This is a genomic window from Bifidobacterium asteroides (assembly GCF_003202695.1).
In the GTDB taxonomy this organism is placed as follows: Bacteria; Actinomycetota; Actinomycetes; order Actinomycetales; family Bifidobacteriaceae; genus Bombiscardovia; species Bombiscardovia asteroides_G.
Map to the genome: position 1 here is coordinate 160,840 of NZ_QGLL01000008.1, position 14,531 is coordinate 175,370.

A 14,531-nucleotide genomic window follows, 5' to 3' on the forward strand; every position below is an offset into this window, starting at 1 on the left:
ATCTCATCCAATCGTGGTAATGGCCTTGACCACCAGGTCCCAGAATCCTCGGAAGTCGAGCTTGACGGCCACCTGGGTGTGGCAGTCCTCGGCAGATGGCTCCGGACCGCGCAGATCGGCCACGGTCATCCCGCAGGTCAGGTCCCCGCGCAGCTCCACATCGACCGGACAACGACGGGTACTCACAATGGACGGGTCAATCAGATAGGCCACAGTGCAGGGATCGTGCACGGGCGGATCCACGAAGTCCTGGTTGTCCTGGTAGGACTTGCGGAAGAAGTCCATCAGCCCGCTGACGAAATGGGCCAGATCAGTGCCGATGCCCTCAATGCGCTGCTGAACCTCCGGGGTGCACAGGGCCTGATGAGTCAGATCCAGCCCCACCATGGTGACCGGCCAAGGCTCGTTGAAGACGATATGTGCGGCCTCAGGATCCACCTTGATGTTGAATTCAGCGACAGCGCTCCAGTTGCCCACGTGGTAGCCGCCGCCCATGAGCACGACCTCGCGGACGCGATCGACGATGCGAGGTTCCTTGCGGACAGCCATGGCGATGTTGGTCAGGGGCCCTGTGGGAACCAGAGTCACTGTGCCCGGCTCCTCGCGCATGATGGTCTCGATGATCCAATCGACGGCGTGGCCAGGATCCAGCGGCCGGGTAGGCTCAGGCAGCTCGACCCCGTCCAGACCGGTCTGGCCATGGATGGAGGCGGCCACCTCCTGAGGACGCACCAGCGGCCTATCACATCCGGCGTGCACCGGCACCTGGCGCGCATGGGCCTTTTCCAGCACAGCCCTCGCATTGTAGGTAACCTTGTCCAGACTCTGGTTGCCGCCAACCGTAGTCACTCCGATCAGGTCGATCCGCGGATCGCCTACTGCCAGAAGGATAGCCACCGCATCGTCATGCCCTGGATCGCAGTCCAGGATGATCTTGCGCGTCGTCATGTACTCGCCTACGCCTTTCTCATGAATATGTCCTGGGCCATTGACCATGGCCCAGGACATGATAACCCTGATTGGCATTCAATCCTTGTAGGCGCGTTCGACTGGTCAGTCCTGGACGCGGGCGAATCCACCCACTGCCCAGGCTAGTCGATCCCGAAGATCGGGGTCCACTGCGAATAGCCCCAATCCGTGCACCCCTCGTTTAAGCAGCACATTGAACTCGTGCCGAAGATTATCCACAGGATTCATCTCCAGCTCCGGCCGTTGATTAGTCGCCAATGTGTTGCAACTGAGCTTCGGGTCGAATTCGATCTTTCCATTCCTATAAGTGACTGAGGGCCCGATAATGACCCCTGCGTAGTTGAGGTCAAAACCTTGGATGGTAAAGATAGAGCCCACCTCATCAATGGTGAAGGGCAACTCGGCCCAAGCGATCCGGTGATTTGCAGCGGAGTTTCCCTGCGCCTCATAGAGTTCGTAATTCCAGGGCATGGCGAATTCACCATCCCCTTCCTGACCCTCTTCGACCCATACCCACCGGCCTGAATCCTCTTGGCGCAGTACAACCTGCCAGTGACGGGAAGGATCCCGTGGGTCCGGGTGATTCCTGCTGCTGTAAGGCCAGTCATAGGTGGCTAGAAGTCGGCAGAGGCCCAAGGAGCCCTCGCTCCTTTGCTCTTGGTCCTTTCGACGAATGAACTTTCTCAAATCCTTTGGCGAATCAAAAACCTTGATCTCGTAAGGATGCTCCCAGGGATCCGGATGCAGTGGACCAATGACGCCATCCTTGGCCGTCACCCGATCCAGCCAGGCGCATGTTGCAGGATCAGCCTGAATGCGCATCTGTTGATCCAAACGAATATGACTAACCTGGAAAGTATCCTCACGTACATGCTGACCGTCCCGTGACTTTTCGCGGATGAGCATGGGTTGCGAGAAGGTCTGGTCATGTTCAGAACCCGTCAACCCCAGAAACCGACTTTCCTGGGCATCCACGAACTGGGATCCTCGCAAGATCTGTTCTGGGTCGAAGACTACAATGGCTACTTTTGCCCGCCGCAAAATGTCGTAGAGCTGGTTGCTCCCTGAGTAGCTCTGTGACCCTTGTGTCAGCAGCAGATGCGCCTCGTCAATCAGCACCACATCCGCCTGAGCGTCGACGCTATTCATGGGGTCCGCTGCTCTGCCTGTGGACCGACCATTTTGATTGGTGTGCTTGCTGAAACGGTTGATGAACTGGACAGCCCCCACCACGCACTGACCGCGTTTCTTTTGCAATCCCAGCTTCAGAGCCATCTGGTTGTAGACATTAGCCTGCTCGGCCTGGTTGACAATGATGTAGGAACGCTGCCTGGCCTTTGACGAACGGTTATCATCCTTGCCGTTCAAATTTCCGTAGATGCCGTATCTGGCACATATTTGATAGAAGAGATGGCTGAGCAAAACGGTCTTGCCAGTCCCTGATATGCCCTGAACGACAATGACCTGCGTAAGGGCATCTTCAATCTGCACCGGCCCCGTCGACTCCGTCATCGAGTGGAAACCCTCGCTAGGGTTTTGAACTATCACCGACTCCAGCACATGCAGAACAGCCTCTTCAGCCCGCCGCTGTTCGTCAGTGAGCTTGCGGAAGGCGAGGCTTTGAACAGGGCAGAGTCCAGGATCGCCTTCTCTTCCGGAAACAGATCGGGCTCCATCTGGTGCAGAGTCTGCCAGGCCTTGGAAAAGATGCTGTCGAATTCATCGCTAGTGTAGTACATGTCCTGAGCGTTGGTTCTACGGTTCATAACCAGCTTGACCGAGTCGACGCTCTGCATATACCCCATCAACCGATTTTCCATATCCAGTGTCAGAGATTTATTGAAGTGACGATCACCGATGATGTACTGGCAGACCCTGTCATGATTATTGCGCATGAACCGCACCAGGCGTTCCCAATCCGTCCGGGTCCGTGGATCCAACTCAATATGCTGCCTGGTTCGAGAACGAATGTCGTTAGTTTCCCCGACGTAAACCACATAAGGAGACCCACCGCCATGCTTTTTGCCGCTGTCCCTTATATCAGCAGAGACAATGTATACAGTGGGATAGCGCAGGAACAGCTCCTCAAGCAGCCTCTCCTCCAAATTGCTGCCCTGACTGCCAACAGCTTCTCTCTGCTTGTACTCTGCAATGGCTTTGGAAAAATCTTCATCCCTGGAGTCGCCATAGGGCAAAGTCATCACCACAGGCTGCGGCGCGCTTGATGAATCCATGGTTTTCACTATGCCACGAACCCACACCAATCTCATGGCAGGCGGGCCGACTGGTAGGCTCGAAACCATGATCAGCGAGGAAACAGAAGCAGCGGTGATGGATTTTGTGCATGAGCGCGACTGGGATCAATTCCACACGCCCGCCAACCTGGCCAAATCCATCTGCATCGAAGCTGCAGAACTCTTGGAATGCTATCAGTGGGGAGATGATCCTAGGGACGGTGATGAGGACCACGTGACTGACGAGCTGGCGGACGTGCTTACCTATTGCATCCAGCTAGCGGATCGGCTGGATCTGGACATGGACAGCATTGTCATGGACAAACTGCAAAGGACGGCCCACAGGTATCCAGTGGCTGCTTCGCGCGGTTCCAGCCGAAAATATCGGCCCCTGCAGTAGACGGATGAATTCAGCAAGTCTATGCTGCGGATGACTCCGATCGTCCGAGCCGCCTGGCGATCAGTGCTGACAAGTCATCCAAGGTAACTCCGACATAGCTATTTATGGAAGCGAACTGAGGGCCTGATGAAGTGTCCACCGGGTTGGCGCCGGTATAGGCCACTGTGGTGGCGCCCGATGCCACAGCAGAGGTGATTCCCGTCAAGGTATCCTCAAAAGCCAAACAGGAGGCCATCTGAGCAGGGCTATTGATGTCTAGCAAACTAGCTGCATGAAGATAGGGCGCGGGATCAGGCTTCTGTGCCAGTCCGTCATCCCCGCAAACATAATCAGCGAAAGCTCCTTCGGGCGCCTTGGCGACCACAGCCTGAGCCATGCGGCGTGGCGACGTGGTGACCAGAATCGAAGGGATCCCGGCCGCAACAAGGCCTGCCAAGATGTCACGCACCCCGTCAATCCATGGCATGTGATGCGCCTCCAAGGCGATCACCCCATCGATCAACAGATCGGGGATCTGGTCCTCAGGAACGCCAAGACCCCGATCGCGCATCAGCTTTGCCACCTTAGGCAGAGGTCTGCCAGAGACCTGCCAACCCATGTCGGCATTCCAGTCTCCGCCATGTTCGCGTGCCAGATCCATCTCCGCCTGATGCCAGTAGGGCTCTGAGTCGATCAAGGTCCCGTCCATGTCCCAGAAGACGGCCAGTGGCCGACAGCCCCCTTCAGACCGAGCCTCATCAGTCGATCCGGCATGGCTTTCTTGCATCTGATACTCCATGTTCATGTATCTACCCTATCGGTAGGGCCTGTCGAAAGTTGCATGCCAACAAGAGACCTATCCAGGCACCAGTTCATTCGGCGTTACCGAAGACCTGGTTGCGCAGCTCATTGCGCTGGGTCTCGTATTGGGTGAGCTGACCGAGAAGATCGAACTTCTCCTGCCCATCTGGCAACTGATTCATCCGGTGCCGAGCAGAAGCAATCAGCCGCATGTAAGTGGCATCCAGCAGTCTTGCCAGCAGCTCTGAAGCATACTGACGCTCCTCCGGGCTGGGCTGTCTCAGCTGAGCGTCCGCTTCCTGGGAGCCCGACACCTGATCGTCTCCCCTGTTGACGACCATGGAGCCCGAGCCTGCCCCCTTCTGCCCATACTCCTGTGTATCCGAGTTCAAGGGCAGGGGCATGACGGCCAGCTCGTTGATGGCCGACTCCAACATGGGCCCGGCTGCCTTGGTCAGATTATGCATCCACAGTCCCTGGGGCGTCTTGCTGTCGGGAAGACCTCCGGTCGCCTGCACAGCCCGATAGAGGGAACGGAAAATCGGGACCTCAAAACTATCCGGACTGAGCTGGGCAAAAGCATTCGATCCGACCGCACCGGGAATCTGGATGAGTACACCCATGAACTGCTGCTCGCAGATAAATACGGCATCATCGATGCGATGGTATCCCTGTCGGAGAGCATCCTCACGCTGTATCCTGCGGCGTCGCATAGCATCGTCACTGCCGTAGCCTGCGCGCCCCTCCGATTCGCTCGAACCGCGGCGAGGAGTACGGATCGCATAGGCATCCCGGTCCTTCACATGCAGCTTGTGGCGGGCCTTGTTAACCTCCTGGCGCAGAAGATCCAGATCCACGCCGATTTGCCTGGCAGTCTTGCGGGTGTAGGCCCCCACCAGGGAGCGGTCCCTAATCTGGGCCAAAATGGGCGCCACAGCTTTGACCGCCCCCATCTGCCCGGTGGTGTACTGAGTGTCAAACATGGCCACGGCGGTGTCGATGACGAAGTCATACAGCGGTCGGGCATGCTCGACCAGGGATCGCACCGCCTCATCGCCGTAGCGGATTCGCAGATCGCAGGGATCCAGATTCTCCCGAGCCACCGCCACGAAAGTCTGCGTCAGAAAGCTCCCGTCAAGGCCGAAGGCATGCAGGGCGGCCTTCTGCCCGGCGGCATCACCGTCGAAGGTGAAGACCACCCTGGAACCCTGGACCGGCCCTACCAGTTGGATAGCCCCCAGGGCGTCGTCAGAGATGAGACGGCGGACGATCTTGGCATGGTCCTCGCCAAATGCAGTGCCGCAAGTGGCTACTGCCGTGTCGACGCCGGCAAGGTGACATGCCATGACGTCGGTATAGCCCTCCACAATAACCACCTGCCGCTTTTTGACGATGGCCTCCTTGGCCAGGTCGATGCCGTAGAGCACCTGATTCTTGCGGTAAAGCTGAGTGTCCGGCGTGTTGATGTACTTGGCATTGATGCCGTCGTCCTCGTAGAGCTTGCGAGCGCCGAAACCCAGGGTGCGGCCTGTGGAATCCCTGATAGGCCAAGTGACCCTGCCCCGGAAGTAGTCGTAGACTCCCCGTTGCCCCTGCCTGGCCAGTCCGGCATCCAGCATCTCCTGCTGGGTGAAGCCCTTGTCGGACAGGTGGCGGACCAGGTTATCCCATCCGCGAGGGGCGTATCCGCAGCCAAAATGGGCGCTGTCAGCCTGCGAGAAGGTCCTGCCGGCCAACAATTTGCGCGCAGCCAGCGCCTCCTTGCTCATAATCTGCGAAACGAAGAAGCGCTGGGCCTCCTCATTGGCCTCCAGCAGCCGGGAACGTTTGGACCCATGGCGCTGGTCCTGACGGGAATTTTCGTAATGCAGCTCGATCTGGTACTTGTCTGCCAGGATCTCGACGGCATCGCCGAATTCGACATTCTCCTCCCGCTCCACATAAGTGAAGACATCGCCGCCCAGACCGCAGCCGAAGCAGTGCCAGACACCCAAGGAGGGACGCACTGAAAAGGAAGGGGTCTTCTCGTCGTGAAAGGGGCACAGACCCATGTAGGTGCCGGAACCGGAAGGCTTCAGGGTCACGCTTTCAGATACGATCTCATACAGATCGGCCTTGGCTCTGACCTTCTCGATGTCTTCCTTCTTGATCATTCCGGACATGACACCCAGCCTACCGGTCCAGGGCGATGTGTTGCGTCCGGCATAAACGCCGCAGGCCTAGGAACAGACCAGGGAATGCAGGGCCAGCGCCGAGCCGTCGGTCAAGGAGGCCACCTGGTCGATGGCCACCCGCAGGCGCTCCCCATCCGAACCGGCATTACGCCAATCCTCCATGAAGACGTCCTCCAAGGCATCAGAGGGCGCTGGCGAGTCGGCCATCATCACCTCAACCAGGTCGGTCACGATTTTCAGCTGCTCTTCGTGGAAGGGCTCCTTCTCGCGGGGAGCCATGACGAAATAGACAGCGATCCCCTTCAAAGCCACAATCTCATAGGAGGTCCGAGGAGGAATGACCAGCCCAGCCGAATATCTGGCCAGCGGGCCTTGGCCGTGGCGACCTCGTGTAGCCGCCTCCACTGAATCGGCGAAACGGCCGATCAAATAGCTGGTGGTGTTCTTCAAAGTAGCCAGAGCGCGGCGTGAACCATCGAAGCCCAGCGGCAACAGGCCACGGACGGTCTCCAGGGCTCGGACCAGCTGGTCAGCATCCCAGCGGTCGCCATACCAGGATCGGGCAGCCCGGACCACGCCATCGATGATCCGGGGCTCGGCCAGCCGTTCAGGCGCGAAAGAACCGACCACGATAGCATCCTCCACGTCGTGGACGCTGTAGGCGATGTCGTCAGCCAGGTCCATGACCTGGCACTCCATAGGCGTGCTGGCCGGCGGCGCCCCCTGCTTAAGCCAATGAAAGACCTCCTGATCGTCAGGGTAGACGCAGAACTTGGCGGTCCTCTCCCCCTTTGGATGAGCCGAGGCCTGGGCCAGAGTCCAAGGATATTTGACCGCAGCGTCCAGGGCGGCTCGGGTCAGATTGACTCCTGCTGAACGTCCGTCCGGATGGAAGACCTTGGGCTCCAGCCTGGTCAGCAGGCGAAGGGTCTGCGCATTGCCCTCGAATCCCCCTATACCGGAGGCCAGTGAGGACAGGGCGCGTTCGCCGTTGTGGCCGAAAGGCGGATGACCCAGGTCATGAGCCAAGCAGGCACAATCCACCACGTCGGGATCGCAGCCCAGCATGGTCCCGATCTGCCGTCCGATCTGGGCCACCTCAAGGGTGTGGGTCAACCGTGTACGGGCAAAGTCGTCAGTACCGGCGACCAGAATTTGCGTCTTGGCCCCCAACCGACGCAGCGCCGAAGAATGAACCAGGCGCGCCCTATCTCTTTCAAAGGCGGTCCTGCCGCTGGTCTTCGGCGGCTCTTGGGCCCACCGTTCCTGGTCCCGGGCAGAGTAACCCTCGGCCAGCAGGCGGGATCCACCCCCTTCGTCACTGCCCATCAGGCGCGCCCGCTCCGTTCAGTCCAGATCGTCCACGACCACCACTTCAGTAGGCACATTGCCCGCCGTGGCCTTGGAATAGGGGCAGAGCTCCTGGGTGCGTTCCACCAGTCGGGTGGCCAGATCGCGTTCGACGCCGGGCAGGCTGACCTCGATCAACGCTTTGATGCCGAAGGACTCGCCCTGGTCGCCGAGGGAGATATGAGTGCGCACTCTGCTCTGGGCCAGCTTGGTGGCCGGTACGCGCAGTTCTTTGCCTGCCAGGCCCATGGCTCCCTGGAAGCAGGCGCCCCACCCAATGGCGAAGAGCTGCTCGGGATTGGTGCCCTGGCCCTTGCCCCCCATGGCCTTGGGCGTGTCCAGGTCTAAGGAGAGATCGGGCTCGTGGCTGACCGCATGGCCCTCGCGGCCTCCAGTGATGTCAGCTACAGCTGTGTATGAGATATTGCTGGGTTCATTTCCTGTATATGTAGTCATAACCTCATCTCACCACTTATATTGCCCCTTGACAAGACCTTCGGACCAGGTTCTGCCTGTGATAGTGGTCTCAAAGAATTGAGTCAGGGGCGAACAGGTGCAGGTCGGAGGGGTCGATCACCTCATGCACACCAAGATAGAGCCGTGGAATCCGACTACGCAGGCAGGTGAAGATCTCATAGCTGATGGTGTCGGCGGCCCGGGCCCAGTCATCGGCGGTTGGCTCCGCCTGATCCTCCCCTCTGCCTGGCCCGAAGAGCACAACGGTATCGCCCTCGCTCACGCCAAAGTCGGAGGCCATGCCTTTGAGATCAAGCACGCACTGGTCCATGCAGACCCTTCCAGCAACGCGAACCAACCTAGGCCCTTGACTAGTCATCAGTCGGACGGGCCCGCCCAGGTGCTCTCGACCCATAGCGCCCTCGCAGTCGAAGCCCGAGGCTGACCTGTGTATCCCATCGGCGTAGCCCAAGGGCATGATGGCCGTGCTGGTGGGCTTCTCCGTCAGATAGGTGCGTCCATAGGAGATGCCGTGACCAGCCGGCATATCCTTGACAGTGCCCAGCTGAGCCTGAAGGGTCATAGCCGGACGCAATCCATAGTCAGCCGAAACCCCCATGGAGGGATCAGGCTCGTATCCGTACAGGCCAATGCCCGGACGGGTCAGGTCATAGCGTATCCCAGGACGGCTGAGCGTGGCAGCAGTGTTGGCCAGGTGCCGTACTTCGGGCTTCATGCCTGCGGCCGTCATCCTGTCAGAGAACTCCTCAAAGAGGGCGATTTGCTCGTCAGTGGACGACACGAACTCGTCCACGCCAGGCATGTCGGCCACTGCCAGATGACTGAAAAGCCCAACAGGCTCCAACAGGCCCTCGGCGGCCAGGCGAGAGAGCTCGCGCAGAGCGTCCCCGAAGGTTTCAGGAGTGAAGCCGTTGCGTCCGAAGCCGGTGTCCACCTTGACGTGGACGCGAGCAGGTCTGCCAACCCGATCCGCCGCCTGGGCCGCCATGTCCATGGTCTTCAATGAACCGACGCCCAGATCTATGTCAGCTTGGATCAGCCTGTCAAAGGGAGCGCGGTCCCCGTTGAACATCCATGACAGAATCCTGCAACGGTCTGGGCCGATGCCCGCCCGACGCAGGCAGAGGGCCTCGCTGGACTGGGCCGTGCCCAGCCAGGTTGCCCCGCCGGCCAATGCCGCCAGAGCGGCTGGGATAAGCCCATGGCCGTAGGCATCGGCCTTGACTACGCCCATGACTGCAGCACCAGGGTTCGTGGAATGAACCAGATTCACCAGGGTGGCCATATTGGCCTTCAAGGTCCGCAAGTCCACGATGATCTGCCCGGGATAAGCCTGAAGGGCTTGCTCGTAGTGCTTTTTGCCCTCGGGCCCGGAGAATCGCCATGCCGGTGCTGCACTCAATGTCATGGCTCCATTGTGCGACGGCGCTGCGACGGTCGGCACCCGCCATCAGACAGCGACCAAGTGCTTGGCCGCCTTTTCGCGCTCCGCCAGGTCGAGCGGACGGTCGTGCCGCTGGTAGGCCACCCGCACGTTCTCAATCTCCTTGTTCTCAGGCATGATGATGTTGCCGCAGCGGGTGAAGCCATGAGTCTCCAGGATGTGCTGCATGGCGTAGTTCTTCAGTCCCGTATCAGCGCGGATATTCTCGTATCGGCGCATGCTCCAGTCAAGCAGGTCCCCGGCCGCGTGACGACCCAGTCCCGAGGCGGCCACCCGATGGATGGTGGTATAGGGCCGATCATCCAGCCAGCTGCCATCGATGACTCGATAATCCGGCTCCGGGTCATGGAAGAGGGCGAAGACGCCGATGATGCGCTCATGGCTGCCCTTGTGCTCGTCAAGCTCGGGTTCAGGGTAGACGGGATCCTCAGGAATGTGGTCCATGCCAGCCGCATCATCTATCAACAGCATGGTGTGGCCCCCGGCGATGTCCTCGCGGATGCGTTCGGGCAGGGGGTACTTGTCCCCCCACTGATGGGGGTTGCCGGTCTCGGCCATCCGCTTTCTGGCGTAGGCGTAGACAGGCATGATCGCCTCAAAGTCGTCCATGGTGGCATGACGGATCCAACGTGCAGTTTCCATCGCGTACCTGCTCACTGTGGCTACCTCTTTCTCGACCGGTGCGGCAGGGACGAGACCCGCCCCTGCGATTGCCGAAGTACGAGTGTATCCAACAGAAAGCTGGCACGAAGTGAGTACGCATTGAGCGAATCAGGGAATAGTTTGGGCTATTCTGCGACCCTCATAAGAATTCAGAGCCTATCTCCATCAGCTACGTAGCCAGACTCTCATGCTTCCCCTCTCCCGATTGGCCCAAGCATAGTAAGGGACCAGCTTCATGCTTGCAGATCGCTCATGCCTATCCGACAGGGGCATGTAGAGCGGATCATCAGGGTTGTCCTCGGAAGCAAGCATGGCTGGTACGGTCAGCACGTCGACGCCGCCCAGCAGATCCTGGTGGAATTCAGATGACACTTTCCCAGGATCCATAAGAACTCGGTACTGCCACAGCTTTCCCGGGTTATCGGTCGACTCGGCGCAATACACCAGAGGACCTCGCATAAGGGCCACGGATCCGGCATCCAACGAAACCCGCGAGTTGGCTCTCATGAACTTAACGTCCATATTCATTTCCAGGTGAACATGGCACCTTTGGCCCGGAGCCAGATCCACATAGAAGAATCCGCGGTCAGGTTCCGTCGATTCTTCAGATCCGTCAAGGGTCAACTTGTATGAATTCGCCGTCCAACCAGGCACTCTGATGCCAAAACGAACCGGTCCGAGTGCATCCGCGTCCATCTTCAAGTCGTAATCGACAAGACCGCTCCATGGAAAATTCGTAGACTGTACAACTTCAAGACCATTGTCGAAGCTGGCCTGATTGGCGATGAACTGATGGCTGAGCACCGTGCTGCCATCAGGCCTTGCATAAATATATCTATCCACGGAAGCGATCAGCCGGGCAATGTTGGCGGGACAGCATGCACAACCAAACCAGTCCACTCTATGCGCCAGAACGTGATGGCGATCTGGATTGTCCACTCCCTCGGGATCAACCTGGAGAGGATTGACATAGAAGTACTGACGCCCATCCAAACTGATGCCCGCCAAGGCACCGTTGAAAAGCTCACGCTCCAGGACGTCGCCATATTCGCCATCTGCATCCAGCGCGAGCATTCTCTCGGTCAGCATCGCAGCTCCGACCGACGCACAGGTTTCCCCGTACATGGTGTCATTGGGGAGGTCGTAATCATAGGTAAGAGACTCACCGACGTGAGTGGACCCGATATTCCCCGTGATGTACATGCGTTTGTCGACCAGGTTGTGGCATAGTCGGCGTACCGTGCGTTCCAAGTCTGCATCCTGGGTAATGGCGGCCAGATGAGCCATGCCCGTGCACAGATAAATCAACCTCACCGCATGTCCGTGAGCTGTTTGTTGTTGGCGAACCGGCCGCTCAGCCTGAAAGTACTCCAGAGGATAATCAGCCATATCCGGCGCAATCTGCTCACCCGGCGCGCTCTTTTGCTGCTTTTCGTAGAAACGTGGATCCTGCCCGCGAATATCGATGAGGTAGGCGGCCAATTGCTTATACCGCTCTTCACCAGTGGCCTCAAAAAGCTTGCAAAGGGCAAGCTCAATTTCCGGATGGCCGTCGGCCCCGTGGATTTTCCCTTCTTCGGGTCCAATATGCGCATCAATGCAGTCAGCCATCCGACGAGCTATATCCAGTGCCTGCCCATTGCCGGTGGCTTGGTAATAGGCCAGTCCCGCTTCTATATAATGACCCATGCTGTAGGTTTCATGGGATTGCTGCAGCTGCGTGAAAGGCCTGCGATTCGCCCAAGGCCCCGTCCCAATCTGAAAAGCGGTGACCAGGTACCCGTCTGGAGCCTGGGCCCGGGAAATAAGATCCACAGTTCTGTCACAGACCTCCTGCAGATGAGGATCCGGATGGTACTTCAGCACATAAGCAGCCTCCTCCAGCCACTTGTAGACATCCGAATCCTGGAAGACCATCCCTTTGAATTCTCCGGCCCGCTCACCTGCGGCGATGCGCAGATTGCTGACAGCATGACTGAGCGGGTCGGAACCCTGGTTTCCTGCTGGATCATCGGGCACATTCACATCGACTTGATCATTGAGGACCTGCCACTGATAGGGCAAAACCACACGTGCGATCTGCTCCCGCCGTTGTTTCCAAAAAGCTGATGTAATCCGAACCCGGGGTTCACTAGGCAGTGGCTTCCCGCGCAACTGTGATTTTCTCATTCGTTCTCCTTCTGTCCCTGATCGCCAACGCGGACCGTCAGCCCTTGACCGCCCCTGCCATGAATCCCTTGACGTAATACTTCTGAAGCGCCAGGAAGAGGATTGCTGCGGGCAAGAGCAACACAACCACGCCTGCCTCTGTAGCTCCATAATCAATGACGCCCATGGTCTGCTGACGCATGTTGACCAAGGCCAACGGCAGAGGGGCATGCGAAGATCCGACCAGGTAGAGGGGAATCATGAAGTTATTCCATGCTTCCAGGAAGGCCAGCAGCCCCACGGTCACCATAGAGGGTTTGACTACAGGCATCAGGATCTTGACCAGCGCCTGCAGGCTGTTGCATCCGTCCACCATGGCGGCCTCTTCCATGTCCTTGGGAATGGCATCAAAGGCTATGCGCATGATGAAGGTGCTCATGGGGAGCTGGAAAAGGGTCAGTACAAGGCCGACACCGACCAGCGAATCGTTCAGACCGATGTCCTTGTACCAGACCATGAGCGGTATCAGCAGGGACGCATACGGCACCATGAGAATGGACAGCGTCACCATAAATCCCAGATCATGGCCTGGATATTCAAATCTGGAGAAGGAGTATCCGGCCATAGTGCATACGATTACGGAAAGCACCACCGTAACCAGGGTGATGACCACCGAATTGGCCAGATAGGTAGGCAACCCGTCCTGGTAATGCAGCAAGGTCAGATAATTGCCCGGCCCCCATCCATCCGTCTGAGCAGATCCCGTCTGCGGACTGAAGGAACAGACGACTACCCATATCAGGGGAGCTACGAAGACCAAGGCCAGCAGTGCCTGAAGAATCCTGCTTATGCAACGTTTCCACAAGGGCGTAGTCATGATTCCCCTTACTTGGTATTGTCGCGCAGACCGCGCATTTGAATGGAGTTAATGACGACCAGGGCCAGCAACACGATCAAGGAAAGCGCCGCAGCCATGCCCAGGTCTTTCTTGGAGTCGAAGGCGAAGTTGTAAATGAGCTCTACTACAGTCATGGTCGCGTTGTTGGGCCCACCCTTGGTCAGAATGAAGAACTGATCGAAAGCAAGAATGGACCCGGTCACGCAGTAGACCAAGCACATGACGATGGTCGGCCGCATCAGAGGAAGGGTGATTGACCTGAAAATCCGCCAAGTACCCGCCCCATCCATGCGTGCGGCTTCGTAAAGATCACCCGGAATGGATTGCAGACCTATCATCATGAGCAGCATGTAGTACCCCGAGAACCGCCAGACAATGACAATAATGGTGGCCCAAAGGGCACTCTGCCCGGTGGCCAGCACAGAACCATTGGCATCCATAAGACCAAGATGAGCGAGGATTTTCGTGACTGGGCCCACCTGAGGTGAATACAGAGCGTAGAAAAGCAACGATGCTGAAGCCAATCCGGTGGCGCTAGGCAGCAGGAAGCAAGTTCTAAGCACGTTGTTCCATGCACTGGACTCCTGCACCAGCAAGGCCAGTCCCAGTCCGAGGACCAGGAGAATAACGGTCACTATGACCGTGTACTCCAAAGTGAACCCGATGGCGTGGGCAAGCAGTTCATTGTGCAGGACCTTAATGAAATTGGTGGGAAAATTCCAACCCCGATTGCCGCCCATCAAGGTCCAGCGAGAACCCGCCATGACGATCAGCAGGACAATGGGAACGACGAAGAGGACGATGATGAACAGCCAATCGGGAAGAGCATAAATCATCCCTCGGCGCATTCTTCTTCCGCGCGCCTTGCTTCGTCTTCGTGTCACTGCTTGCTCACTGCTGCCTGACATATTGCACCCCTTTGCTTGGTCATGCCCATCGCTGGTTATCGTCAGGGAGGTTCCTGCGAAACCCCTCCGGCAAAACCGATGGACGC

General features: G+C 58.2%; 13 protein-coding genes. 1 reads left to right on the top strand and 12 read right to left on the bottom strand.

The window, feature by feature from the left end; all coding sequences use genetic code 11:
• Positions 1-3 precede the first annotated feature (3 nt).
• From uriH to DKK75_RS05440, 3 genes are all read right to left on the bottom strand, one after another.
• On the bottom strand, positions 4-948 hold the full coding sequence (gene uriH, locus DKK75_RS05430) for a uridine-preferring nucleoside hydrolase UriH (protein ID WP_110452557.1): 945 nt from the start codon (positions 946-948) through the stop codon (positions 4-6).
• 105 nt (positions 949-1,053) lie between these two features.
• Complete coding sequence (locus DKK75_RS05435) at positions 1,054-2,481, bottom strand: DUF2075 domain-containing protein (protein ID WP_110452431.1); 1,428 nt, start codon at positions 2,479-2,481, stop codon at positions 1,054-1,056.
• Between the two features lie 32 nt (positions 2,482-2,513).
• Positions 2,514-3,212, bottom strand: a complete 699-nt coding sequence (locus DKK75_RS05440) for a GIY-YIG nuclease family protein (protein ID WP_181414479.1) — start codon at positions 3,210-3,212, stop codon at positions 2,514-2,516.
• A 58-nt stretch (positions 3,213-3,270) separates the two neighbouring features.
• Here DKK75_RS05440 and DKK75_RS05445 point away from each other — a divergent pair, with 58 nt between their 5' ends.
• Positions 3,271-3,603: a nucleotide pyrophosphohydrolase gene (locus DKK75_RS05445; protein WP_110452558.1), complete on the top strand. Its 333-nt coding sequence runs from the start codon at positions 3,271-3,273 to the stop codon at positions 3,601-3,603.
• A 19-nt stretch (positions 3,604-3,622) separates the two neighbouring features.
• Here DKK75_RS05445 and DKK75_RS05450 read toward each other — a convergent pair whose 3' ends face one another.
• The 9 genes from DKK75_RS05450 to DKK75_RS05490 all read right to left on the bottom strand — a co-directional run bounded on the left by DKK75_RS05450 (position 3,623) and on the right by DKK75_RS05490 (position 14,445).
• Positions 3,623-4,369, bottom strand: coding sequence for an HAD family hydrolase (locus DKK75_RS05450; protein ID WP_258333170.1), 747 nt, complete (start codon positions 4,367-4,369; stop codon positions 3,623-3,625).
• An 85-nt stretch (positions 4,370-4,454) separates the two neighbouring features.
• Positions 4,455-6,545 (bottom strand): DNA primase, encoded by a 2,091-nt coding sequence (dnaG, locus tag DKK75_RS05455; RefSeq protein WP_110452434.1) that lies wholly within the window; start codon positions 6,543-6,545, stop codon positions 4,455-4,457.
• A gap of 57 nt (positions 6,546-6,602) precedes the next feature.
• On the bottom strand, positions 6,603-7,886 hold the full coding sequence (locus DKK75_RS05460; RefSeq protein ID WP_181414480.1) for a deoxyguanosinetriphosphate triphosphohydrolase: 1,284 nt from the start codon (positions 7,884-7,886) through the stop codon (positions 6,603-6,605).
• An 18-nt stretch (positions 7,887-7,904) separates the two neighbouring features.
• Positions 7,905-8,363 carry an Ohr family peroxiredoxin gene (locus tag DKK75_RS05465; RefSeq protein WP_110452435.1) on the bottom strand — a complete coding sequence of 153 codons (459 nt, stop codon included), beginning with the start codon at positions 8,361-8,363 and terminating at the stop codon, positions 7,905-7,907.
• 70 nt (positions 8,364-8,433) lie between these two features.
• The gene (gene alr, locus DKK75_RS05470; RefSeq protein ID WP_110452436.1) at positions 8,434-9,792 is read right to left on the bottom strand and encodes an alanine racemase; all 1,359 of its coding nucleotides are present in this window, start codon (positions 9,790-9,792) and stop codon (positions 8,434-8,436) included.
• Positions 9,793-9,834: 42 nt separating this feature from the next.
• Positions 9,835-10,470, bottom strand: coding sequence for an N-acetyltransferase (locus tag DKK75_RS05475; protein ID WP_110452437.1), 636 nt, complete (start codon positions 10,468-10,470; stop codon positions 9,835-9,837).
• A 186-nt stretch (positions 10,471-10,656) separates the two neighbouring features.
• A complete protein-coding gene (locus DKK75_RS05480; protein WP_110452438.1) occupies positions 10,657-12,660 on the bottom strand; it encodes a glycoside hydrolase family 127 protein in 2,004 nt (667 codons plus the stop codon).
• A gap of 37 nt (positions 12,661-12,697) precedes the next feature.
• Entirely contained in the window at positions 12,698-13,516 is an 819-nt protein-coding gene (locus DKK75_RS05485) for a carbohydrate ABC transporter permease (protein WP_110452439.1), read from the bottom strand.
• A gap of 8 nt (positions 13,517-13,524) precedes the next feature.
• Positions 13,525-14,445, bottom strand: coding sequence for a carbohydrate ABC transporter permease (locus tag DKK75_RS05490; RefSeq protein WP_110452440.1), 921 nt, complete (start codon positions 14,443-14,445; stop codon positions 13,525-13,527).
• Between the last annotated feature and the right edge of the window lie 86 nt (positions 14,446-14,531).